Source organism: Kutzneria sp. CA-103260 (assembly GCF_018263855.1).
Lineage (GTDB): Bacteria > Actinomycetota > Actinomycetes > Mycobacteriales > Pseudonocardiaceae > Kutzneria.
On sequence record NZ_CP073318.1, the window covers coordinates 728,558 to 752,335 of the forward strand.

21 protein-coding genes are annotated in these 23,778 nt (G+C 69.7%); 11 read left to right on the top strand and 10 right to left on the bottom strand.

Annotation, left to right across the window (positions count from 1 at the left end; all coding sequences use genetic code 11):
- Positions 1 to 79: 79 nt before the first annotated feature.
- From JJ691_RS03095 to JJ691_RS03120, 6 genes are all read right to left on the bottom strand, one after another.
- On the bottom strand, positions 80 to 1,081 hold the full coding sequence (locus tag JJ691_RS03095) for a YdcF family protein (RefSeq protein WP_211767282.1): 1,002 nt from the start codon (positions 1,079 to 1,081) through the stop codon (positions 80 to 82).
- Positions 1,082 to 1,237: 156 nt separating this feature from the next.
- On the bottom strand, positions 1,238 to 3,073 hold the full coding sequence (locus tag JJ691_RS03100; protein ID WP_249227645.1) for a cellulase family glycosylhydrolase: 1,836 nt from the start codon (positions 3,071 to 3,073) through the stop codon (positions 1,238 to 1,240).
- Between the two features lie 86 nt (positions 3,074 to 3,159).
- Positions 3,160 to 4,737 carry a dipeptide ABC transporter ATP-binding protein gene (locus tag JJ691_RS03105; protein WP_306291349.1) on the bottom strand — a complete coding sequence of 526 codons (1,578 nt, stop codon included), beginning with the start codon at positions 4,735 to 4,737 and terminating at the stop codon, positions 3,160 to 3,162.
- A 73-nt stretch (positions 4,738 to 4,810) separates the two neighbouring features.
- Positions 4,811 to 5,659: an ABC transporter permease gene (locus tag JJ691_RS03110; RefSeq protein WP_211767283.1), complete on the bottom strand. Its 849-nt coding sequence runs from the start codon at positions 5,657 to 5,659 to the stop codon at positions 4,811 to 4,813.
- Complete coding sequence (locus tag JJ691_RS03115; protein WP_211767284.1) at positions 5,656 to 6,615, bottom strand: ABC transporter permease; 960 nt, start codon at positions 6,613 to 6,615, stop codon at positions 5,656 to 5,658. The genes JJ691_RS03110 and JJ691_RS03115 overlap by 4 nt, the downstream gene beginning before the upstream one ends.
- A gap of 5 nt (positions 6,616 to 6,620) precedes the next feature.
- Positions 6,621 to 8,354 carry a peptide ABC transporter substrate-binding protein gene (locus JJ691_RS03120; protein WP_211767285.1) on the bottom strand — a complete coding sequence of 578 codons (1,734 nt, stop codon included), beginning with the start codon at positions 8,352 to 8,354 and terminating at the stop codon, positions 6,621 to 6,623.
- 133 nt (positions 8,355 to 8,487) lie between these two features.
- On the opposite strand from JJ691_RS03120, the gene JJ691_RS03125 reads away from it, so the two are divergent.
- Genes JJ691_RS03125 through JJ691_RS03135 form a run of 3 tightly spaced genes read left to right on the top strand, consistent with a single transcriptional unit; the run spans position 8,488 to position 11,874 of the window.
- Complete coding sequence (locus JJ691_RS03125) at positions 8,488 to 9,624, top strand: ROK family transcriptional regulator (protein ID WP_211767286.1); 1,137 nt, start codon at positions 8,488 to 8,490, stop codon at positions 9,622 to 9,624.
- On the top strand, positions 9,624 to 11,057 hold the full coding sequence (locus JJ691_RS03130) for a M81 family metallopeptidase (protein WP_249227646.1): 1,434 nt from the start codon (positions 9,624 to 9,626) through the stop codon (positions 11,055 to 11,057). The genes JJ691_RS03125 and JJ691_RS03130 overlap by 1 nt, the downstream gene beginning before the upstream one ends.
- 40 nt (positions 11,058 to 11,097) lie before the next feature.
- A complete protein-coding gene (locus tag JJ691_RS03135; protein ID WP_211767287.1) occupies positions 11,098 to 11,874 on the top strand; it encodes a DUF1684 domain-containing protein in 777 nt (258 codons plus the stop codon).
- Here the strand turns inward: JJ691_RS03135 and JJ691_RS03140 are convergent.
- Entirely contained in the window at positions 11,859 to 12,290 is a 432-nt protein-coding gene (locus tag JJ691_RS03140) for a cupin domain-containing protein (RefSeq protein WP_249227647.1), read from the bottom strand. The genes JJ691_RS03135 and JJ691_RS03140 overlap by 16 nt on opposite strands.
- A gap of 120 nt (positions 12,291 to 12,410) precedes the next feature.
- The gene (locus tag JJ691_RS03145; RefSeq protein WP_211767289.1) at positions 12,411 to 13,097 is read right to left on the bottom strand and encodes a TetR/AcrR family transcriptional regulator; all 687 of its coding nucleotides are present in this window, start codon (positions 13,095 to 13,097) and stop codon (positions 12,411 to 12,413) included.
- An 83-nt stretch (positions 13,098 to 13,180) separates the two neighbouring features.
- Between JJ691_RS03145 and JJ691_RS03150 the strand changes: the two genes are divergently transcribed.
- The 4 genes from JJ691_RS03150 (at position 13,181) to JJ691_RS03165 (ending at position 17,808) form a co-directional block, all read left to right on the top strand.
- On the top strand, positions 13,181 to 14,857 hold the full coding sequence (locus JJ691_RS03150; protein ID WP_211767290.1) for an MFS transporter: 1,677 nt from the start codon (positions 13,181 to 13,183) through the stop codon (positions 14,855 to 14,857).
- A 13-nt stretch (positions 14,858 to 14,870) separates the two neighbouring features.
- Positions 14,871 to 15,737 carry an AAA family ATPase gene (locus JJ691_RS03155; RefSeq protein ID WP_211767291.1) on the top strand — a complete coding sequence of 289 codons (867 nt, stop codon included), beginning with the start codon at positions 14,871 to 14,873 and terminating at the stop codon, positions 15,735 to 15,737.
- Entirely contained in the window at positions 15,734 to 17,083 is a 1,350-nt protein-coding gene (locus JJ691_RS03160) for a vWA domain-containing protein (protein ID WP_211767292.1), read from the top strand. Before JJ691_RS03155 ends, JJ691_RS03160 begins: the two co-directional genes overlap by 4 nt.
- 191 nt (positions 17,084 to 17,274) lie before the next feature.
- Positions 17,275 to 17,808 carry a hypothetical protein gene (locus tag JJ691_RS03165; RefSeq protein WP_211767293.1) on the top strand — a complete coding sequence of 178 codons (534 nt, stop codon included), beginning with the start codon at positions 17,275 to 17,277 and terminating at the stop codon, positions 17,806 to 17,808.
- 131 nt (positions 17,809 to 17,939) lie between these two features.
- On the opposite strand, the gene JJ691_RS03170 is transcribed toward JJ691_RS03165, so the two are convergent.
- Positions 17,940 to 18,947 (bottom strand): PHP domain-containing protein, encoded by a 1,008-nt coding sequence (locus JJ691_RS03170; RefSeq protein WP_211767294.1) that lies wholly within the window; start codon positions 18,945 to 18,947, stop codon positions 17,940 to 17,942.
- Positions 18,948 to 18,967: 20 nt separating this feature from the next.
- Positions 18,968 to 19,360, bottom strand: coding sequence for a PPOX class F420-dependent oxidoreductase (locus tag JJ691_RS03175; protein ID WP_211767295.1), 393 nt, complete (start codon positions 19,358 to 19,360; stop codon positions 18,968 to 18,970).
- Positions 19,361 to 19,441: 81 nt separating this feature from the next.
- Between JJ691_RS03175 and JJ691_RS03180 the strand changes: the two genes are divergently transcribed.
- Genes JJ691_RS03180 through JJ691_RS03195 form a run of 4 tightly spaced genes read left to right on the top strand, consistent with a single transcriptional unit; the run spans position 19,442 to position 23,775 of the window.
- On the top strand, positions 19,442 to 20,497 hold the full coding sequence (locus tag JJ691_RS03180; protein ID WP_211767296.1) for an alpha/beta hydrolase family protein: 1,056 nt from the start codon (positions 19,442 to 19,444) through the stop codon (positions 20,495 to 20,497).
- A gap of 1 nt (position 20,498) precedes the next feature.
- The gene (locus tag JJ691_RS03185; RefSeq protein WP_211767297.1) at positions 20,499 to 21,095 is read left to right on the top strand and encodes a hypothetical protein; all 597 of its coding nucleotides are present in this window, start codon (positions 20,499 to 20,501) and stop codon (positions 21,093 to 21,095) included.
- A 9-nt stretch (positions 21,096 to 21,104) separates the two neighbouring features.
- Positions 21,105 to 22,388 carry an FAD-binding oxidoreductase gene (locus JJ691_RS03190; protein ID WP_211767298.1) on the top strand — a complete coding sequence of 428 codons (1,284 nt, stop codon included), beginning with the start codon at positions 21,105 to 21,107 and terminating at the stop codon, positions 22,386 to 22,388.
- Between the two features lie 10 nt (positions 22,389 to 22,398).
- Positions 22,399 to 23,775 (top strand): SMI1/KNR4 family protein, encoded by a 1,377-nt coding sequence (locus tag JJ691_RS03195; RefSeq protein WP_211767299.1) that lies wholly within the window; start codon positions 22,399 to 22,401, stop codon positions 23,773 to 23,775.
- Positions 23,776 to 23,778: the final 3 nt, after the last annotated feature.

The window sequence follows — 23,778 nt, forward strand, 5'->3', positions numbered from 1 at the left end:
AGGGCCCCATCCTGACGCTCAGTTCGATGAAGGGGTCCTTCATGACGTTCAACGAGAGGGGAGGTCCCTTGATCTTGGGTCAGGCCACCAGGCCGAGCAGGCCGACCGCGCCGAACATCAGGCACAGCACGATGTTCTTCACGCGGTGCTCGACCAGGATGGCCACGAACTCGCGCAGGAAGGCGTTGGGCCAGAAGTAGCGGGCGGTCGGCGCGCCCAGCACCTGGCCGTTCACCTTGGCCCGGCGGGCGAACAGGGCGGCCCGCAGCACGTGATAGTTGCTCGTGACGACGGTGCAGCGGTAGTCGGGCTTGCGGGACAGCATGATCTGCCGGCTGAAGGTCAGGTTCTCCAGCGTGGTGGTGGACTTGTCCTCCAGCAGGATGGCCCCCGCGGGCACGCCGGCGTCGATGAGGTAGTCGGCCATCGCCCGCGCCTCGGACACCGGCTCGTCCGCGCCCTGCCCGCCGGAGGTGATCATCATCGGCGCCTCGCCGCGCAGCCGCTCCCACACCTGCCGGCCGCGGTCCAGGCGGCCGCCGAGCAGCCGGGTCACCTTGCCGTCGATGAGGCCGGCCCCCAGCACCACCACGAAGTCCACCTCCCGGCGCTGCCGCACCCGGCCGTAGAACACCGAGTAGACCAGGAAACAGCAGAACACGAAGGAGATGTAGAACAGGATGCCGCCGATGCTGAGCATCGCGGAGAGCAGGAACCGGTTCTTGGTGCCCAGGGCCAGCAGCGCCAGCGCCAGGAAGCCGACGATCACCAGGCCGGCCAGCGTGGTCAGCACCGAGGACAGCTTCAGTCCCTCGCGCCGGATCATGGTGAAGCCGTTGACGAACAGGAACACGGTCAGCGCCACCATGGCCAGCGGCGCGGCCAGCACGATCAGGATCAGCGGGATGGCGGCGGCCAGCGGGGCCTGCGTGCCGATCGCCCCCAGCGCGCCGAAGCCGAGGAAGAACAGGGCCATCACCAGGAACACGCCGTTGCGCAGGCGCCGCCGGTCGATCAGGAAGCTGACCACGAACACCGCGGTCCAGAAGAGACCGAAGGCCAGCCACACCAGCGTGTTCATGCCGCCAGACTGTAGCCGGTCAACCACGCCCCGCAGGTTTGGGTGTCTCCAAGACCCCCAAACCCTGTGGATTCGGGTCGCTAACCGCTACAAACATCCGAGGGTTTGTAGCGGTTAGCGACCCCGCCGACCGGGGTTTGTAGGTCTTGGAGACGCTCAAACTAGCGGGGACACCTCGACGGTGCCGTCGTGCTGGCTGACCAGCACCTGGAACCGGCGACCGTCCTCGTGCACGAGCACGTCGGCGAACACCATCGGATCGTCCACAGTGGCCTCGCGTCGCACGCCGGCGGCCACCGCCAGCGTCTGGTACAGCCGGTAGGTGGCCTCCGGGTTGACGTCGGGCTGGGTGGAGGCCATGTACTCCAGCGGATACGTGCACAGCACGGCCCAGCCGGCACCGATCCGGTTGCGCAGCAGGAACGGCCGGCCGTAGTCGTCGACGGCCAGCACCTCGGCGGTGGTCGGCGTGACCGGGAGGAACGCCCGGCCGTGCTCGTTGCCGCCGGCCTGGAAGCCGAGCACCTGGTCGGCCCGCAGGCAGCCGTAGTCCTGCACGAAGCGCATGGACACGATGTCCTCGAGGATCGGCGCGACCAGGCCGTAGCGGAGTTCTGTTCGCACGCCGAAGAAATCGCCGAGCCCGGGGAACCACGGCCCGCGGTTGCCGCCGTGGGTGCCCGAGCAGTACGACAGGTACACCGTCGCCCCGGCGCGCGCGAACTCCGCGAGCCGCCGGAACGTCGGGGCCATCAGCTGCCGAGTGGAGGGCAGCAGATACAGCCGCGCGTCGTCGGCGAGACCGTCCTGCTCGCGGGTGAAACCCGGGGCCAGATCGGCTTCGCGGGCGGCGACGTAGGCCTGCCTGAGCGACTGGAACACCAGCCGGCGGTCGTCCTCGACCACGGTGAGCGGATAGCCACGCTCCAAATAGGACGACACCACCAGCGCCACCTCGGTGTCGGCCCGGCGCACCCGGTCGAAGTCCATTTCGGACAGTGTCCGGGCGAAGCTTTCCAGCTCCCGCAGCGCGGCCTTGGGGCGGCCGGCCGAGTCGGTCACGCCGAAGTGCATCTCGAACGGGTGGTGCCGGTACGGGTCCTGGTCGGCCAGGTCGTCGAAGTCGGTGTTGTTCCAGGCCAGCCAGCCGGTGGCGCCGGCCAGCAGCGTGGTGTGCAGCACCTGCCGGTAGTACAGCGCGGTGTTCTCCTCCGAGGCCCAGTCCCCGGACAGCCCGAACTCCTCCAGCACCACCGGTCTCCCGCCGACCGCGGCCAGCTCGCACAGGAACGCGGCGTTCAGGTTCTGCCGCACCGGGTCGTTGTCGGTGGGGTAGACGTGCGGGCCGGTGAAGTCGGTGAACTCGGCCAGTTCCCGCACCGAGAAGCCGTTCTCCACGCCGGTCACCTCGATGCCCCAGGCGCCGTCGCCGATCGACACCGGCTGGGTCGCGCCGCCGGCCCGCACCGCGTGCACCATCAGCCGGGCCCACGCCGTCACGTGCTCGCGCGGCGCCGGCGGCTCGCCGCGCCGTCGGCCGTAGATGGGCATCTCGTTGCTGACCAGCCAGGCGGCGACGGCCGGATGGTCCTGGAAGCGGCGGCTGATCCGCTCGATGAACCACGCCTGCCGGCTCACCATTTCCACGTCCGCATAAAGGTCTCGGCCGTGCCGCCAGGGCGGATCCCAGTTCTCCCCGGACATGTGGCCGACCAGGAAGGTCGGCACCGTGCGCAGCCCCAGTTCCGAGTGCGCGTCGAGGAAGTCGGCCAACCGGTCGACCAGCCGCTCGTCGATCCGGTCTGGCTCCGGGTGGAAGTCCGGCCAGTAGCAGAACGACCGCGTCACGGTGAGCCCGTGGCGGGCCAGCGTGGCCAGCTCCGCGCGCACCACCGCCGGGTCGTAGTTCCGCCACATCAGCGGACCGCCCGTGCGCGACCAGAAGTTCACGCCGAGCCAGGTCGCGCCCAGGCGCGGGGACGGCCGCCTCACACCCGTGTCTCCCCTCTCGGCACCCCCCACGTTCGAGCATGCAGGGCGGCCCGCGGCCGGGTCAACGGTTAGCGGCTACAGTCCCGTCAGGCGCTAGTCAATCGACGGCGATCCCGCTGCACCACCGGATCCGGAACCGGTGAGGCCAGCAACAGCGCCTGGGTGTAGGGATGCGAGGGCGTGTGCAGCACGGTCGCGCACGGCCCTTGTTCGACCAGTTGACCGGCCCGCAGCACCGCGACCCGTTCGCAGACCCGGTCCACCACCGCGAGATCGTGGCTGATGAACAGGCAGCCGAAGCCGAATTCGGTGTGCAACCGGGCCAACACGTCCAGTACCGCGGCCTGCACGGACACGTCCAAAGCGCTGGTCGGCTCGTCGGCGATGAGCAGGTCCGGGCCCAGCACCACGGCTCGGGCCAGGCTGACTCGCTGCCGCTGGCCGCCGGACAGCTCGTGGCCGCGGCGGTCGAGCAGGGCCTGCGGCAGTTCGACGGCGTCCATCAGGTCCAACACCTTGCGCCGCCGTTCGGCCCGGCCGGCCTTGGTGTGGATCACCAACGGCTCGGCGATCGTCTGCTCGACGGTCATGGTCGGATCCAGGGAGGACGCCGGATCCTGGAACACCGCGCCGAGTCGCCGGCGGGACTTCTGGTCCAGCTTGCCGCCGAAAACTGTCATGGCGCCAGACTTCGGCGTGACGAGGCCGAGCACGCACTGGGCCAACGTGGTCTTGCCGGAACCGGATTCGCCGACCAGGCCGACGAACTCGCCCGGACCGACGTGCAGCGAGACGGTGTCCACAACTCGGCGGCCGTGGTACTCGACAACGATGTCCTCAAGCTTGAGGACCGGTCGCTCGGGCTCGGGCTGTTCCTCGTGCGCGGTGTCGCCCAGCCGCGGCACAGCGGCAAGCAGCTGCCGGGTGTAGGCCGCTCGGGGGCTTGCGAACAGCGTCTCGGTGTCCGCTTCCTCGACCACTTTTCCGTTGCGCAGCACCAACACCCGGTCGGCGATGTCGGCGACCACGCCGAGGTTGTGGGTGATCAGCAGCGTGCCGGCGCCCTCGGTGTCGCGGATGTCCCGGAGCAGGTCCAGAATCTGCTGCTGCACGGTGACGTCCAGCGCGGTGGTCGGCTCGTCGGCCAGGATCAGCCCCGGGCCGGCGGCGATGGCGATGGCGATCAGCACCCGCTGCCGCAGGCCGCCGGAAAGCTGGTGCGGGTACTGGCCGAGCCGGCTGCGTGCGTCCGGCACGCCGACCCGCTCCAAAAGCCGCACGCAGCGGTCGTGGTAGCGCTTGTGCCGCTGGGGTTCGGGATCGTGGTTGCGGATCGCCTCCGCGACCTGGAAGCCGATGGTGCGCACCGGGTTCAGCGCCGTCATCGGCTCCTGGAACACCATGCCCGCGCCCCGGCCCCGCAGCTGCCGCAGCTGCTCGGGCGTCGCGCCGAGAACGTCCTGGCCGGCCAACGTGATCGCGCCCTCGACGCGGGCGGAGCGGGGGAGCAGGCCGAGCGCCGCCAGCGCCACCGTGCTCTTGCCGGAGCCCGATTCGCCGACCAGGGCGACGATCTCGCCCCTGTCCACCGCAACCGACAGGCCGTCCACGGCGACGGCGGAGCCGTAGCTGACCCGCAAGTCGGTGATCTCCAGCACGCTCACTGCGGCACCTCGCTAGCGCTCGGTGTCCGCGTTCGCGGACGCTCTGCGTTGAATGATTCGCTCGCAAGCTCGCTCATGCCCGCCCCCTCGCCGCCAGCGCGTCGCGCAGCCCGTCCCCGACGAAGTTGATCGCGCACACCACCAGCACGATCGCGATGCCGGGCGGCAGGATCAGCCACCACGCGCCGTCATAGGTGTACGTGATGCCCTTGTTCAGCATCGCGCCCCAGTCGGTGTCCGGCGGCGGCACGCCGAGCCCGAGAAAGCTCACGTACGCCACCAGCAGGATCGCGTCGGCGATCTGGAAGGTGCCGGCCACCACCAGCGTGCCGACCGCGTTGGGCAGCAGGTGCCGGAACACCACCCGCCACCGGCCGGCGCCCATCACGGTGATCGCCTTGACGAAGTCCCGCTCCCGCAGTGTCGCTGCCTCGGCGCGCATCAGCCGGGCCGGCACCAGCCACGACACGCAGCCGATCACCAGCGACAGCACCAGGGCCGACGGGGTGACCAGGGTGGCCGCCACCAACAGCAGGAACAGCGCCGGAATGGCCACACCGGTGTCGACGACGCGCATCAGCACCGCGTCCAGCCAGCCGCCGGCGTATCCGGCCAGCGCGCCCCAGATCGCCCCGATGGCCGTGGCCAGCAGGCCGGCCAGCACGCCGATGGTCAGCGAGGTCCGGCCGGCGACCATGAGCCGGCCCAGCACGTCGTAGCCGAGGTCGTCGGTGCCGAGCGGATGTCCTTGCTGGCCCGGGGAAAGCCGGGAAGCGTCCAGCGCGGTGTGCACCTGGTCGGTCGGGTACAGCAGCGGACCGACCAGGCAGAAGGCCAGCACCAGCACGAGGATCACCGCGCCGGCCAAGGCCAGGCCGTTACCGTGCAGCCGTGAGCGGGCGGGCAGTGCGATCGTGGTCATGACTTCGCTCCCGACACCCGGACCCGCGGGTCGATCAAGAGTTGGACGACGTCGGCCAGCAGCGAGCCGAGCACGGTGGTCACCGCGATGACCAGCACCACGCCCAGCAGCACCGGGAAGTCGGCGTCGCGGGCGGCGGACCAGAACAGCAGGCCGACGCCGGGATAGTTGAACATCGTCTCCACCACCAGCGAGCCGCTGAACACCACCGGCACCGAGTAGCCGATCATCGAGACCACCGAGGTGAGCGAGTTCGGCCAGACGTGCCGCCACAGGATGGTGCGCTCCGGCGTGCCCTTGGCCCGGGCGGTGCGCACGTAGTCCTCGGCCAGGTTGTCCACTGTGGACGATCGCATGTACCGGCTGTAGGCCACCGCCGTGACGCCGGTGCCGGCCAGCACCGGCAGCACCAGCGAGGCCGGCTGGGACAGCAGGGCGGCCACGGTGTCGCCCTGTGCGGCCTGAGCCGGGAAGATGGGCAGCACCTGGGCGAACAGGATGATCAGCACCAGCGACAGGAAGAACACCGGCGTCGCGTACAGCACGAAGGCCAGGCCGGTGGTGACCACGTCGAACGCCCGGCCGCGCCGGGTCGCCTGCCACACTCCCAGCGGCAGCGCCACGATGATGCCCAGGATGGTCGATGTCGCCGTCAGCACCAGGGTTTTCGGCAGCCGCTCGGCCAGCAGTGTGCTGACATCGGTGTTCTGGGTGTAGGAGGCGCCGAGGTCGCCGTGCAGCAGTCGGAGCAGGTAGTCCCAGTACTGCACGGGAATCGGCTGGTCGAAGCCCTGCGACTGGTTGAACGCGTCGATCTGCGCCTGGGTCGCCTTCACGCCGAGCACGCCCCGCGCGGGGCCGCCCGGCAGCAGGTGCAGGATCACGAAGGTCACCACCGTGACCAGGAAGACGACGATCAGCGCCAACAGCAGGCGGCGGGCCAGGAATCGGGTCATCGCGGTCACCTCGTCCGGTACCAGCGCTGGGGTTGCAGGCCGGCCAGGGGATCCTGGACCACGCCGCCCAGCGCGCTGTCGATCGCCGACACCTGGTACGGCGGGTTCGGCATCCAGATCACCGGCAGCTGCTCGGTCAGCCGCGCGCTGTAGTCCACCATGGACTGCGGCGAGGTGGACAGCGTGGAGGCGTTGATCAGGTCGTCGGTCGGCTGGTCCCGGTAGTTGCCGAAGTTCACCCCGGCGTCGGTGGCGAACAGCTGCTCGCCGCTGGGATAGGCCGGGAAGTACCAGCTGCCCTGGGTGCCGAAGTAGGACAGCTGCCAGGCGCAGGCCGGGCTGCTCGGCTCGCAGGTGGTTCCGTTGGCCAGCACGGTGTTCAGCGGCTGGGCGTTGATCCGCAGCTCGATGCCGACCTTGGACAGCTCGGACTTGAGCTCCTGCATGGTGCCGTCGGTCTCGTCGGAGCCGGACTCGGTCAGCAGCGTCATCGACAGCCGGGTGCCCTTGGCCACGCCGGGACCGCAAGCGTTCGCGTCCTGGCACTCCAGCACGCCGTCCGGGCCCGGCCGCCAGCCGTGGTCGGCGAGCAGCTTCTTCGAGGCGGTCAGGTCGAACGGGTACGGGTTGTCCTTCTGCTGCTGGGACAGGAAGGTCGGGTCGTTGTCCTGCGGCACCGGGCCGTAGCCGGGAGTGGCGGTGCCGCGCCAGATCACCTGCGAGATCGCCTTCTGGTCCACCGCGTGTTGGATGGCCTGCCGCAGGTAGAGTTGCTGGAACGCCCTGCCCAGCGCGGGATTGTTGAAGTTGTACGGGATGTAGGTGATGGACCAGCCGTTCCACGGCTCGATCCGGTAGCCCAGCGACTCCAGTTTCGACTTCTGGCCCAGGTTCGTCGTCGGCACGTAGCCGTAGTCGACGCCGCCGGCCAGCAGCACGTTGTACTCGGCGGCGGAACTCGTGAAGGTGAGGAACGTGATCTTGTCCAGGTGCGAGGCGTCCGGCCCGGTGTAACGCGGGTTCTTGGCCAGCGTGATCTGGCTGCTGGAGAACGACTCCAGCGCGAACGGGCCGTCCACGACCTTCCACAGTGGATTGGTGTTGTACGCGCCGAGCTGCTTGGACTGCGCGACCAGGTAGTCGAACGCCTTGCGGGGATCGGGATCCTTGGCCCACGCGTGCTGCGGCAGCGGCGTGATCAGCGTGAGCTGGTTGGCCGTGAACCAGCCCGGGTTGTACGTCTTGTCCAGCGTCAGCGTGAAGGTGTGCTCGTCGACGATGTGGAAGCCGGTGACGTTGTCCGGCATCAGGCCCTTGGAGTAGACGCCCCACTCGTCCTTGGCCGCGCGCACCATGTCCAGCCAGAACTGGACATCCTTGGTGGTCACCGGCACGCCGTCGGACCAGGTCAGCGACTTGAGCATGATGGTGACCGACTTGCCGTCCGGGGCGTAGACCGGGGGCTCGGCGGCGCTGGCCTGCTGGTCCATGCCGACCTCGCCGGAGGAACCGTCGTAGGCGTAGAGCGGCAGGAAAAGTGCCGACTGGATGACGCCGTTGTAACTGGCGGTGTAGCCGGGAATGGCCAACGGCAGGATCCAGTTCGGCGTGGCCGACGGCGGCAGCGCGAAACTCACCGTGTTCGGCGCGCCGCCTCCATGGCGCACCTGGCCGCCGGCGCAGGCCGTGAGCACAAGACAACACAGCACGGCGGCCAGCCGGCCGAGCCTTCGTCGCATCCTGCCTCACTTCCAACAAAACTGTTGTAAGTCCACTTGCTGGGATTTTTCGGCTGACTATACTCACGTTGGCCATCAGGTGAACCATCGGAGATCGAGGTTTCTCGACACTTGCGCCAGAAATGTGTCAACGATGCACGGGCTTGAGGCCAGCGCCGCCCGCGTGGTGGAGCTGGTCGCCGCCGGCCGCGCCACCGCCCGCAACGAGCTGGCGGCCGGGCTCGGCCTGCCACCGTCCACAGTGAACCTTCGCGTGCAGGCCCTGCTCGCCGCCGGAGTCCTGGTGGAGCAGGGGGAAGGCCGATCGCACGGCGGCCGCCGGCCGCGGCTGCTCACCGTGAACCCGGACTTCGGGCACGTCTGGACCATCGACATCGGCTCCCGGCACGTGCGCCTGGCCCCGATGGACATGACCGGCGCGCTGATCGGCACCCACGAGCTACCGATCAGCATCGACACCGATCCCGCTTTGCTGCTGGGTGAAATCTCCGCCGCCGTGCACGACCTCGCCGCTGCGGAGAAGCCGCCGGGGCGGTGGCTGGGCGTCGGCGTCGGGCTGCCCGGGCCGGTCGACGTGGTCGCCGGCACGGTGACGCTGCCGTCCAGAATGCCCGGCTGGCGCGGATTTCCGGCTTTTGAGGCACTGACCGGCCTGTTCTCGGTGCCGGTGGTCATCGACAACGACGCCAACCTGATGGCCCTGGGCCAAGCCCGCCGCGGCGCGCCCGGCGAAACTCTGGTGGTGGTCAAGGCCGGCACCGGCATCGGCTCCGGGCTGGTGGTCGAGGGCCGCCTGCACCGCGGCCGCGACGGGGCTTCGGGCGACATCAGCCATGTGCGCATCCCGGCCGGCGGCGACCGGCCGTGCAGCTGTGGCAATCACGGTTGCCTGGAGACCGTGGCCAGCGGCGCGGCGTTGGTGGCTCAGTTGGGCGTGGCCAGCACCGCCGATGTCCTGGCCGCCACCGAGGACGCGAACGCCACCGTGATCACTGCTGTGCGGCGGGCCGGCGGCTTGCTGGGGGAGGTGCTGGCCACTGTGGTCAACTTCGCCAACCCCGACGCAGTGTTGCTCGGCGGCGCACTGGCCGGTTCTGAGGCTTTCGTCGCCGCCGCACGTGGTGCCCTGTACGAACGCTGTCTGCCGCTGGCCACCCGCCGGCTGCGGATCGACACCGTGCTCGGCGGGGCCGACGCCGGGCTGCTGGGGGCCGGCTCGCTGGCCCTGGAATCCGTCCTGGACGAGGCAATCAGAGGGGAATCGCGGTAATGCGCATCGGAATCGCCGGCATCGCCATCGAGTCCAGCACCTTCTCGCCGCATCGGACCACTGTGGACGATTTCCGCATCACCCGCGGCGACTCCCTGCTGGCACGTTATTCCTTTTTGGACATTCCCGATGTCGAGTGGGTGCCGCTGCTGCACGCGGTGTCGCTGCCCGGCGGTGCGGTCACCGAGGAAACCTATGCGGCTCTGTCCGAGGAAATCTACGCCCGGCTGCGCTCCTGCGGGCCGTTGGACGGGCTGTTCTTCGACATCCACGGCGCGATGAGCGTGCTGGGCCGGGTGGACGTGGAGGCCGACCTGATCGAGGGCATTCGCGCGATCATCGGCCCGGACGTGCTGGTGTCGGCGTCGATGGACCTGCACGGCAACGTTTCCCACCGCCTGGCCCGCGCGCTGGACCTGATCACCTGCTACCGCAAGGCCCCGCACACCGACGCCTGGGACACCCGGGAGCGGGCCGTTCGCAACCTGGTGAAACGTTTGCGACACGGGGGGAAGCCGTTGAAGGCCTGGGCGCAGGTGCCGGTGCTGCTGCCCGGTGAGAAGACCAGCACCCGCATCGAGCCGGCCCATGGCGTCTACGCCCTAGTCGACGAAGTCGAGGCCCTGCCCGGGGTTCTCGACGCGGCCATCTGGGTCGGCTACGCCTGGGCCGACGAACCCCGTTGCCAGGCCGCGGTTGTGGTCACCGGCGACGACCGCGACGTGATCACCGCCCAGGCCGAGCGGCTGGCCCGCGCCTACTGGGACGCCCGCCGCGACTTCGCTTTCGTCGCGCCGACGGGAAGTCTGCACGAGTGCGTCGCGCAAGCGATTGCGAGCCCAGCCCGGCCGTTTTTCATCAGCGACTCCGGCGACAACCCGACCGCCGGTGGCGCGGGCGACACCTCGTGGAGCCTTCAGGCGCTCCTCCAGATGCCGGAAGTCCTGGAGCGCACCACGATCTACGCCCAGATCGTCGACCCCGCCGCCACCGCCGCCGCGGTGCGGGCCGGTGTGGGACAGAAGGTGACGGTGTCCGTTGGCGGGCACGTCGACTCCGGGCCGTGCGGGCCGGTGCCCCTGGACGCCGTGGTGGAGGCCATCGACCAAGACGACCCGGTGGCCGGGACGGCCGTGGTGCTGGGGGTCCAGGGTCTGAAGGTGATCGTCACCGAGCGGCGCAAGCCGTACCACCTGGAATCGGACTTCCTGGCCCTCGGGCTGTCGCCGAGGACCGCCGACCTGGTCATCGTGAAGATCGGCTACCTGGAGCCGGAGCTGTACGCGATGGCCGCCGACTGGCTGCTGGCCCTCACGCCCGGCGGCGTCGACCAGGACCTGCCGCGGCTGGGCCACCGGGGCATCGAGCGCCCGATGTTCCCGTTCGACCCGGACATGCCCGAGCCCGACCTGACACCGGTGTCCACCTGGTGAGACCGGAAATGGCGCTGGCCGGTCGGGCGTTGAAGACGGCATGACTTTCGCTGGCGAGTGGCAGGCATGGCACACCGACCGTGAGCAGGGGCTGGCCGACCCGTACGGGTGGCTGGCACTGGTCTCCCTGGACTGGCTGGAGGACAGCCCGCGGACCTATCCCGGGCTGCCCGGCCTGTGGTGGCAGGACTCCGAGGCCGCCTACTTCGACCCGCAGGGCGAGTCGGCGACCTACGACGGCCAGCCGGTGACCGCGTTGTTGCGCCTGGAGTTGGTCAACAGCGGCCCTGGCGTGCGGGTGGTGGCCGGTGACCTGGAGGTCGAGGTCGCGCGGCGATCCGGATACCTCATCCGCGTGCACGACCCCAAGGCTTCGGTGCTGCGTGAGTTCCACGGCGTGCCGGCCTACGAGCCGGACGAGTCGTTCGTCTTCGACGGCGTGTACGAGCCGTTCGACGAGCCCCGGCCGACCACCGTCGGCGCCGTCGTCGAGGGCCTTAGCCACGTCTACACCGCGCCGGGCGTCGTGAAGTTCCAGCGCGACGGCGTGCAGCACACGCTGACCGCCTTCAACGGCAAGGACGGCGGGCTCAGCATCCTGTTCACCGACGCCACCAGTGGCGTCACCACCTACGCGGCCAACCGGTCGCTGGCGGTGGCCAAGCCGGCGGCCGGGGCCGTGACGCTCGACTTCAACCGGGCCGTCAACCTGCCGTGCGCCTTCACCGACTTCGCCACCTGCCCGCTGCCGCCGGCCGGCAACAGCCTGGCCTTCGCCGTCGAGGCGGGGGAGAAGATCCCCTACGAGCGCTCCTGATCCCGGTCCGGCCACAGGCTGGGCAGGTTGACCACGACGCCCTCCTGGCTGCTGCGCGCGATGATCACCACCGCCGGCTCGTCGCCGGGGTTCTCCTCGCGGTGCGGCACGTAGGGCGGCACGAACACGTAGTCGCCGGGCCCGGTCTCCAGCCGGATCTCCTCGTCGCCGTCGGCGAAGACGAACACCGGGTGGCCCGACTTCACGTAGATGGCGGTCTCCGCCTCGCCGTGGTGGTGGTCGCCCGAGTTCGTCGCCGGCGCGACGTGGGTCTCGCCCATCCACACCTTGCTGGAGCCGACCGTCTTGCCGGAGATCGCCTCCAGCCGGGTCATGCCGCTGGTCTGGCCGGTGTCCCCGGTCAGGCCGCCGCCCTTGATGTGCCGCAGCGGCGCGTGCCAGTGGTCTTCCGTCACCCGCCCAGTATCACCGTGCCGGCCGTCGCGTCTTCCCACCCGAGCTTTTCTGCCACATGTGGTCCACATGTGGCGTGTGGGCGCGACTGTGGCGCACATGTGGCGTTTGCTTGTGTGAAATTAGGGCATTTCGGGCCAGCGTTGGGCGGCGAGCACGGCCATGTGCAGCGCCACGAGGGTGTCCTCCAGTTCCGGCAGCTCCGCCGCGTGGTTGTGGCGGACGCGGACGCTCACCAGCTCGGTGGTCGCGCCGGCCAGGGCCAGGTAGGCGTCGTACGGCACGGACGGCCAGTCGGGGTGGCGGCTCAGGGCATGCCGGTGCCAGCTGCGGTTGAGCTCCGCGAACCGGTGCTGGGCGGCGTCCATCCGGTTCACCGCACCGGATCCGGCCGCCGGCATGTCGACGTAGAAGACGCGGGCGAAGGCCGGCTCGTCGGCCAGGAACCGCAGGAATGCCCGGCAGGCCGCGCGCAGGATCTCGGCCGGCTCGGCGTCCGGCGGCAGCGACCGCGTGGCGCCGATGACGGCGTCCACCAACAGGTTGCCGCCGTAGGCGGTGGTGGCCAGGAAGCAGTCTTCCTTGTCCCGGAAGTGAACGTAGAAGGCGGCCTTGGACACCCGTGCGCCACGCACGATGTCGGCCACGGTGATGGCGTGGTAGCCCTCGGCCGCCACCGCGGCGACGGTGGCCGACATCAGCCGCTGCCGCTGCGCCGCCCGCACCTCGTCGGCCGGCAGGCTGGACCGCCCCCGGGGCAGACCCGGGGCGTCATCATGCCGCCCGGCCAGGGATCCCTCTTGTCGCACCGCCCGGCGCCCCCTAAAGTACGGCCGCGTACCTGTGACCTGTGACACAGGCTACCCGGACACCGTAGTCCGAAGGAGGCGGCATGAGCGTGCTGTGGCAACGCCGGCTGGACCACTATCCCGAGACCCGCCAACGCCTCTGGTACCTGGCGATCGTGGTCGTCGCGACCGTCGTGCTCTACTACGAGCTGTACGTGCCGGGCGCGGTGGCCACCGAGATCATCGCCCAGTACCACATGTCGTTCACCTACTACGTCTATATCTCCGTGGTGGGCAACGCCGTCGGCGCCTTCTCCTCGCTGCTGGCCGGCCTGGCCGACCGCTGGGGCCGGGCCAACCTGGTCGCCTACGGCCTGGGCCTGACCGGCGTGCTCACCCTGTTCGGCGTGCCCAACGCCCCCGACCAGCTCACCTTCGCCATCCTGTTCGCGGTGATCAGCTTCGTCGAGGGCATCATCCTGGTGGCCACGCCGGCGCTGGTGCGGGACTTCTCGCCGCAGCTGGGCCGGGCCTCGGCGATGGGCTTCTGGACGCTCGGCCCGGTGGTCGGCAGCCTGGTGCTGTCCGAGGTGTCCAGCAACACCATCGAGGCGCTGCCGGCCTGGCAGTCCCAGTTCGTCATCTGCGGCATCGTCGGCCTGGTGGTCTTCGTGATCGCCCTGTTCGGCCTGCGGGAGCTGTCGCCGAACCTCCGCGACCAGCTGATGGTCAGCATGCGCGACCGGGAACTGATCGAGGCCCGGGCCGCCGGCATCGACGTCGACAAGGCGATCGAGCGCCCGTGGCGGCAGATGATGACGCTGCCGGTGATCGGCTCCGCCTTCGCCATCTCGGTGTTCCTGATCCTCTACTACACCGCGGTCGGCTTCTTCACCATCTACTTCACCACCATCTACGGCTTCAGCCTGGCCGACGCCAACGGCATCGGGAACTGGTTCTGGGGCGTGGACGCGCTGGCCCTGATCGTGGTCGGCGTGGTCTCCGACCGGCTGCGCGTGCGCAAGCCGTTCATGCTGGTCGGGGCGCTCGGCGCGATCGTGATGACCATCGTGTTCCTCAGCCGCGCCACCGCCCCCGACACCGGCTACTACACCTTCGTCTGGATCATCAGCGCGCTGGCCATGTTCATGGCCGTGGCCTACGCGCCGTGGATGGCCAGCTTCACCGAGACCGTCGAACGCATCAACCCGGCCCTGACCGCCACCGGCCTGGCCGTGTGGGGCTGGATCGTGCGGGCCTGCGTGGCCCTGTCGGTCTTCGCGCTGCCGTTCGTCGTCACGTCGATGACGCCGCTGGTGCAGTACGGCACGCAGGTCGCCACCCTCGCCGCCAAGTACGACGCCGAGATCAAGACCATCGGCGTCGTCGACCCGGCGACGCTGGCCGCGCTGGGCCGAAACCCGTCCGATCCCGAGGCCGGCACCAAGGCCGTCGCCGAGATCATGCAGGCCCAGAACGTGGACCAGACGACCGCGCTGCAACGGCTGCGGGCCGCCGCGGCCGTGCCCAAGGCGGACCTTGCGTTCCTGCAGGAGCACGCCACCGAGGTGCAGAACGCCGCCGCGGCCACGCCCGGCCAGTGGCAGAACTGGTGGTGGGTGTGCGTCGGCGGCGAGGCCGTGTTCCTGCCGTTGATCTTCGTGATGGTCGGCCGGTGGCGGCCCAGCCGGGCCCGGGCCGACCTCGTCGAGCACCAGGCCCGTGTCGACGAGGAGCTGGAGCAGCTAAGTTCATCTACCGGAGGGACTGTTCAAGGCTGAGAAGAGGGCACGCGTGACCGGGTTCTTCACGTCCGTCGACGAGGTGGCCGCGCGGCTGGCCGAGGCCGGCTACCTGGCCTCGAACGCGGTCGCCACGACCGTGTTCCTGGCCGACCGGCTCGGCAAGCCGCTGCTGGTCGAGGGGCCGGCCGGCGTCGGCAAGACCGAGCTGGCCAAGGCCGTCGCCCAGGTCACCGGCTCGCGGCTGGTGCGGTTGCAGTGTTACGAGGGCGTGGACGAGTCGCGGGCCCTGTACGAGTGGAACCACGCCAAGCAGTTGCTGCGCATCACCGCCGGCCGCGACGAGACGTGGGACCAGACCCGCAACGACATCTTCAGCGAGGAGTTCCTGCTGCCCCGGCCGCTGCTCACCGCCATCCGCGGCGACGAGCCGACCGTGCTGCTGATCGACGAGACCGACAAGGCCGACGTCGAGGTGGAGGGGCTGCTGCTGGAGGTGCTCGGCGACTTCCAGGTCACCGTGCCCGAACTCGGCACCATCACCGCCACCCAGCGGCCCTTCGCCGTGCTCACCTCCAACGCCACCCGCGAGCTGTCCGAGGCATTGCGGCGGCGGTGCCTGTTCCTGCACATCGACTTCCCCGACGAGGACCTGGAGAAGCGGATCGTGCTGGCCCGGGTGCCCGGCATCGACTCCACGCTGGCCACCTCGGTCGTTCGGGTCATCAATGCCCTGCGGGCCATGGAACTGCGCAAGTCGCCGTCGGTGGCCGAGACCATCGACTGGGCCCGGACGCTGCTGGAGCTCGGGGCCGAGTCGCTGAACGAGGAGCTGGTGCGGGACAGCCTCGGCGTGATCCTCAAGCACCAGGAGGACATGGTCAAGGCCGGGCAGCGGCTGGAGCTGGACAAACTGTGAGTGTTTCCGACCGTCTCACCGAGTTCGTGCAGGCCTTGCGGGCCAAGGGAATCCAGGCCGGGCCGGGGGAGACCGTGGACGCCGCCGCCGCTTTGGAGATCCTCGGTTTCGACGACCGCGAGCAGACCCGTGAGGGCCTGGCCGCCTGCCTGATCCGGCGGGACGGTCAGCGAGCCGTCTTCGACTCCACCTTCGACCTGTTTTTCCCTTTGGGTGTGGGGATTCCCGAGCAGGCCCGCCACGAACAGCTCACCCTCGACGAGCTGAACGACCGTCTCGTCGCCGCTCTGGCCGTCGACGACGAGGAACAGCTGCTGCAACTGGCCGGGCTCGCCGTCGACGCGTTCGGGCAGTACGGGCAGGGCGGTTCCGGCACCAGCGGCTATTCCGCGCATCAGACCCTGGACCGGGTGCAGCCGCAGACCCTGCTCGTTCGGATCCTGGCCGCCATGCAGGCCCAGGCCGGTTTCACCGAGCGCTTGGACCGTGACGAGGTCCGTCGTCGGATCGAACGCTTCCGTGAACTCGTCCGGGGCGAAGCCCTGCGCCGCGTCGCCGAGCTCCGGGGCCGGGAACGCCTGGCCCGCACCGCCGTTCCGCCCACCCCCGACCAGCTGGACTTCCTTCAGGCCGGCCGTACCCAGGTCGCCGAGATGCGGCGCATGGTCCAACCGTTGGCCCGCAAGCTCGCCACTCGCCTGGCCGCCCGCCGCCGTCGCGCCGCCCGGGGTCAGATCGACCTTCGCCGCACCCTGCGCCGCTCCCTGTCCACCGGCGGCGTGCCGATGACCCCCGTCTTCCGCCGGCACCGCCCCGGCCGGCCCGAGATCGTGCTGCTGTGCGACATGTCCGGCTCCGTGGCGTCCTTCGCCAACTTCACCATGCTTCTCGTGCAGGCCCTGCGCGACCAGTTCTCCAAGGTCCGCGTGTTCGCCTTCGTCGACGGCATGGACGAGGTCACCCACCTCGTCACCGCCGGCGTCGCCGACCCCGCCGCCCTCGGCGCCCGCATCCTCAGCGAGGCTTCCGTCATTCGGTGGGACGGCCACTCCGACTACGGCCGCTCCATTGACGAGTTCGCCGACCGCTACCCCGACGTCATCGGCCCCAAGACTTCCGTCCTCATCCTCGGCGACGCCCGCAACAACAACGGCGACCCCCGCCTCGCCGTCCTCGCCCACATCCTGCGCCCCGCCCGCCGCGCCTTCTGGCTCAACCCCGAACGCCGCGACCTCTGGAACACCGGCGACTCCGCCGCCCACGACTACGCCACCGTCATCGAGATGCACGAATGCCGCAATGCCCGGCAGTTGGGGGCCCTGGTTTCGAGGCTGATCCCGGTCTAGGTAGGCGGGGCCATGTGAATGGCCTCCTTGCGTCGGGCGCCTTACGAGCCCGATCCTGAGACCAGGCCCTTGCTGTGCCGGTGTGGGTTGGACGACTTGACAGAGACACAGATATTCGAGATTTCACAGCCCGTGCTCATGGTCGAAGGAGGTGTGTCACGATCCGTACGCGTTTTCTGACTGTCGTTGTGATGTGTGCACTGCTTGCCGGCGTCATCGGCGTGCCAGTCGCGTCCGCCTCGGGTCGGGTGGCCGGCTCCACTCAGGTGTCCGAGCTTCCCCAGCTCGTGCGGAAAGCCATGGAGAGGGCTGAGCGGGAATATCCTGGTGCCGTCTTTTATGGCGCCAATGGCTCCCTGGTAGGGCCGACCGTCGACCCCGACGATGTGCGCGAATGGGCAATGAGGTTCGTCTCCCGTGAAGCGGAGAATGAATTTGATTTCCAGTACGTGTATTCGCCGGACGGGGAGTATGTGAGGACCGAACCCTGGACTCGCGGGCTCGGCATTCAGCCGGTGGAACCGTTTTCCATGTCGCAGAAGGATGCTGCTGGTGTGCTGTCCGAGGCTGGATACCGGGGGAAGTTTGATCAACTGTATCTCTCGCAGCCACTCGTGCCGCGGAGCGAGCCCATCTACTACTTCTGCCTGGTCACTGATGGCCAGCTTGCCGGCGTGGGCACGCGCACGAGCAGGGTGTATCCCGACCTGTTCCCATGCCGATAGCGATCAGGCACGAGTCCGCCGCGGCCGGGAACCCCTGGAGTAGGCCGGAGCGGTACCGGGTGTGCTGAAGGCGGCCGGGACCACCTGATCCAGGTGGTCCCGGCCGTGGCGTGCCAGTTGGCTCGGCGAGGTCATTCCGCATGACGGTCCCGCGACCAGGACAGGAGCTCGTCGGCGGCCCAGCAGTTGATCACGCGGTCGGCGCCGATGCCGCACTCCTCGGCCCGGGCGCAGCCGAGCGGCTGCCAGGTGAGCTGGCCGGGGGCGTGGGCGTCCGTGTCGATGGCGAACACACAGCCCAGCTCGACGGCCATCCGCAGCAACCTGCGGGGCGGGTCGAGGCGCTCAGGCCGTGAATTGATCTCGACGGCGACGCCGTGCTCCCGGCACGCGGTGAAGACGGCTTCTGCGTCGAACTCGGACTCGGGGCGGCCGCGGCCGGTGACGAGGCGGCCGGTGCAGTGGCCGAGGACGGTGACGTGGGGGTTGGCGATGGCGGCGAGCATGCGAGGAGTCATCTCGTCGGACGGCATCCGCAGCTTGGAATGCACGCTGGCGACGACGACGTCGAGCCGGTCCAGCAGCTCGTCCTCCTGGTCGAGGCCGCCGTCGAGCAGGATGTCGACCTCGATGCCGGTGAGAATCCGGAACGGTGCCAGCTCGGCGTTCAACTCCACGACGACGTCGAGCTGCCGGCGCAGACGGTCGGCGGAGAGGCCGTTGGCGACGGTCAGGCGGGGCGAGTGGTCGGTGAGGGCGATCCAGTCGTGACCGAGGTCGCGGGCGGCGCGGGCCATGACGTCAATGGGGCTGCCGCCGTCGGACCAGTCGGAATGGGTGTGGCAGTCGCCGCGCAGCAGCGCCCGAAGCCCGGTCCCGCCGGAGAGGTCGGGCTGGTGGACCTTCTCCAGGTACGCGATGGGCCGTCCGTGCACAGCGTCCTCGACGACGGCGGCGGTCGACTTGCCGACGCCGGGCAGCTTGGTCAGCGTGCCCATCCGGACCATGTGGGCGAGCTTGTCGGCCGGCACCTCGGCGACGACCTGCGCGGCCTTGCGGAACGCGCGTACCCGGTAGCCCGGCTCGCCGGCGCGCTCCAGTTGGAACGCGACCTGCTCCAACGCCCGAACCGGATCCACGCCGTCCTGCCTACCAGAGCTCAGCCCATGGCGCTGACGTGGTCGGCCTCGATGGTGACGATGAGCCGCACCTGGTCGCGGCCGCCGTACCAGGCGTAGGGAGCGCCGGTGTAGCGCTTGGCCAGCACGTCGATGTGCTCGACGCCGCCGTCGGCGCTGATGGAGACGACCCGGCCGCGGACCCGGTAGTAGCGGCTCACCTCGTCGGGGTCGGCGATGTTGAGCGTGACCCGGGGGTCCCGCCGCAGGTTCCGCACCTTCTGGTGGCCCTCGACGGTGTTCACGAGCACGTGCTCGCCGTCGGTGTCGACCCAGGTCTGGGTGAGCTGCGGCGAGCCGTCGGGGTTGACGGTGGCCACGAAGCACGGGCTGGGCTTGCGCAGCAGGTCGAGCAGCGCCTCGGGAAGTGCCATGCGGGTGATCCTAGCCACCTCGGGTTGGTCAAGCAGGATGATAGTCACTAATCTTGACTACATGAGTCGAGGAGGCGCCCGATGTCAGTCGTCGAACTGACCACGTTCACCGTCGAGTCGGACCGGACGGCCGAGATGCTGGCGGCGCGTCCGGGCATGCTGGCGGCGTTCCGCCGTGACCGACGGGGCTTCGTCTCGGCCCGGCTGGTCCGCGTCGACGACCACACCTGGCTGGACTTCGTGGAGTGGACCGACGACACGGCCTGGGACGAGTCCAGGGCCAAGGGGGCGAACCAGCCGGAGATCGCGGCCTTCTTCGCCACCATCAGCACACTGGTGAGCTCCAACCGCGGCGTCCGCTACGACGACGAGCGCGGCGCTGTGCGGACCGTGGCCTACGGCCCGCACCCGTCGCAGGTCGGCGAGCTGTACGTGCCCGACGGCGACGGCCCGTTCCCGGTGGTGGTGCTCATCCACGGCGGCTTCTGGACGGCGATGTTCGACCGCCGGCAGCTGACGCCCCTGGCCGACGCGCTGGTCGCGGACCGCTACGCGGTGTGGAACGTGGAGTACCGGCGGCTCGGCGAGGAAGGCGGCGGCTGGCCCGGCACCTTCGACGATGTCGTCGCGGCCGTGGACAAGCTCGACGGCCTGGACGACCGGCTCGACCTCGGCCGTGTGCAGGTGATCGGCCACTCCGCCGGCGGGCAGCTCGCGGCCTACGTCGCCGGGCAGAAAGACACAAAGGTGATCAAGGCGGTGTCCCTGGCCGGCGTCCTCGACCTGCGGGCCGCCGACGTCGACCGGCTCGGCTTGGCGCTGGCCGACCCGACCGCCCCGGAACCCGCCGGCGCGCCGCCGGCCTCGAACCCCGAGTTCGCGCCGGCCATCGCCGCCGAGGCCGGGGAAGGCATCCCACGCTGGCTGCTCGGCGGCCACCACGACGAGGTGCCCGACCGCTACGCGCAGGTCACGCCGGACGTGACCGTGCCCCTGCTGAGCATCCACGGCGCCGAGGACGACGTGGTGCCGGCGAAATACAGCCGTTCGACGGTGGAAGCGCCGGGCGCCAACCACTTCGACGTCATCGACCCGAACCACCCGACCTGGGACATCGTCCGGAAATGGCTGGCCTGACATGGATCACGAGAAGGTACTGGACAACGCCTGGCACACGCCGGGAGTCACCGCGATCGAGCTGCCGGCGGTGGACGTCAACCAGGTCCTCGCCGACCACTACGAGCTGGACCGCGAGCTGACCTTCACCCGCACCATGTTGTGGGACATGGAGGCGCGCAAGGCGGCCGCCCCCGACGTCTACATCCCGACGGTCGTCGCGCCGGGCAGCGCCACCAAGTTCCCGAGCACCCGGCACGAGGAGCTGGAGGACTTCACCCGAGTGTCGGACCAGCGGCTGTGGGGCGACCGCGACCGGTTCGGCACGATCATCGAGCACGTCCGCCTCGACCACGGCCACCAGCGGGCGTTTTTCGTCGGTGACAGCGAGTTCCGGGACGTCGAGGCGACCACCGACCAGCCCCTCTTCCACGTGGAGCACTCGGTGGCCGGCGCCGAGAACCGGCCGCTGAACCTGTGGCGGATCATGGTGCTCACCGAGGCGGTCGACCAGCACCTGGTGGACGTGTTCACGAAGATGGGGGAGGACCCGTATCTGCGAGTTTTCATCGAGGTGTACCTGGAAAAGGACTTGGGCGTGTCGTTCCGCCGCAAGTAGCGTGGCTGGATGGACGACTTGGCTCGCGCGCTCACCGGCCGGCTGTTGCTCCCGGCGGACTCCGACTACGCGCGGGCCAAGCTCGCCTTCCTCACCTGGTACGACAATCGCCGCCCGGCGGCGATCGCGTTGTGCGAGTCCGTGGCCGACGTCCAGCGCTGCGTGGAATTCGCGGCCACGCAAGGGATTCCGGTCGCCGCGCGCAGCGGCGGCCACAGCTATGCCGGCTACTCCACGCCGGAGGGCGGCCTGATCATCGACGTCTCCCGGCTGGACACGGTCGAGGTCCGCGAGGACGGGACCGTGGTGGTCGGCGGCGGCGCGCTGCTGGCCGGCGTCTTCGAGGCGGTCGGCCGCGCCGGGCGGATGATGTCGGCCGGCACCTGCCCGACCGTCGGCGTCGCCGGCCTGACGCTGGGTGGCGGAATCGGTGCCCTGGGCCGCAAATGCGGCCTGGCCAGCGATCAACTCGTCGCGGCCACCCTCGTCACCGCCGACGGCGTGCTGCGCACCGTCTCCGACACCCGGGAACCGGAGCTGTTCTGGGCGCTCCGGGGCGGTGGCGGCGGCAACTTCGGTGTCGTCACCTCGTTCACGTTCCGCACGATCCCGGCCGAGCCGCTCACGGTGTGGTGGCTGGACTACACCACCGACACTCAGCCGGCGATCCTTGACGCCTGGCAGTCGTGGCAGGCGGATGTGCCCGAGGAGATGTGGTCGCAGTGCCGCCTGGGCATGCCGGAGGGAGTCGCGCAGATCGGCGGCTGCCTCGTCGGCACGGACACCAGCGACATCGACGACCTGGCCCGCCGGATCGGGGCCCGTCCGCGCGAACGGGTGCAGCGCGAGCTGGATTTCCTTGACACCATGCGGTGTTTCGCCGAAGGCAACGGCGAGCGGGTCGCCTTCGCCTCGATGTCCCGGATGCTCACCGGCCCGATGGATCCCCAGGCGATGGCCGAACTGGTCACCAGTGAACCGCGGATGTGGTGCCTCATCGACAGTTTCGGCGGCGCGATCGCCCGCGGCGAGGGCGCCTTCCCGCACCGGGACGCGATCGCCAGCATCCAGGTGACCAACCGGGCCGACACCGTCGAACAGGCCAGCCGGGAGCTCGCGCCGGTGCGGGACCAGCTCGGACAATGGTTCGGGGCCAACGGCTTCGTCAACTACATCGACCCCGAGCTGCCGGACTGGCGGCGGGCCTACTACGGCGAGAGCCTGCCGAGACTCGAAGCTGTGGCCCGGAAATACGATCCCGATCGCGTCTTCGCGTTTCCCCAGGGCATATAGGCTTCTCGCCATGGAACTGGGGGATGCGGTACAAGCGCTGGTCAGTCACGTCCACGCGAACGGGCCGACGGGCTGGCGCACGGCGACCATGTTCTACCGCTGCGCGCGCAGCGGGTGGTCCGGCCAGTCCCGGTACGACAACGGCTGGATGAGCGGCGCACGGGACCTGTGCCAGAATGTGGCCGACGCGCTCCTGGCGAAAGCCGACCATGCCGTCTACGAGCTGATCGTGCGCTCGACCGGCGAGTTCCGCTTCAGCCACACGCACGACCTGGACCGCACGCCAAGCCCGTTCATCGTGCGGGACAAGGACTTCTGGCTCCCCGGCCACCCGCTGCCGGGCAGTGTCCCGATGCCGGACCACGCGGAGGTCACCGACGCGCCGACCGACCCGGGCGTGCTGGCCGGTGTCGGAGACGGTCACAGCGAGGCGGAAATCCTTGCCACGGAACAGGAACTGGGTGCGCGCCTGCCCGAGGCGCTGCGGGCGCTGTACCGCGTCGGCCACCCCGGCCTCGGCGACTACCGGCTGGGCAGCCTGGACGAACTGGTCGAATGGCACGCCGGCGACGACTTCACGTTCGGCGGCTGGGACCACGAGGACGGCCCGACGGCGTCCGGGACCGTGCCCGAGCTCCGGCCCTACGGGCACGTGAAACGGCTGTGCCGCAACGACTGGTGGCTCCCGTTCGCGGTCAGCGAGGACTGGGAGTTCCTCGCCGTCGACCTCGACCCGGCCCCGGCCGGACAGCCCGGGCAAGTGCTCCGGTTCGATGAGAACACCGAGATCGCCGGCTACGTCGCCGACTCCGTCGAGCGCCTGCTGTCGCCGTGGACCTCACCCGACGAGCCCGAGCCCAAGCGCATCGCCAACGGCACTCTCGACCTCACTCCGGCACCGGATCTCCAGCTGCTGCGGACGAATGCCGTCGCCGAGGTGGACATGGCGGCCCTCACCGTGTTCCCGATGCTGCGTGAGCTGACCGTCACCGGGGCCGACCGTGTCCTCGCGGCCGATCTGCCCTCGCTGGAGGCGCTGGACCTCAACGCCCGTGAGTTCGACCCAACGCCGCTGGCCGGCACCACCGCGCTGTGGAGCCTGTCGCTGCGCGGCCTGGAGCACCCGGTCGACGCCCGCGTCATCGCCACCATCAGCTCCCTGATCCGCCTGGACCTGTCTGGCGTCGAGGTGACGAACATCGAGGCGCTGGCCGACTTGCCGGCGCTGCGCATGCTCACCCTCGACAAGGACCGGTGGACGCGGGTGAACCTGCCGAATCTGGCCATTCTGGGGCTGGACGGCGGGACGCTGGCCGAGCGGGTGGCCTGGCTGGACCGGTACGACCCGCTGGACCGGGCCCGCGGCCTGCACGTGCTGGAGGGTTAGATG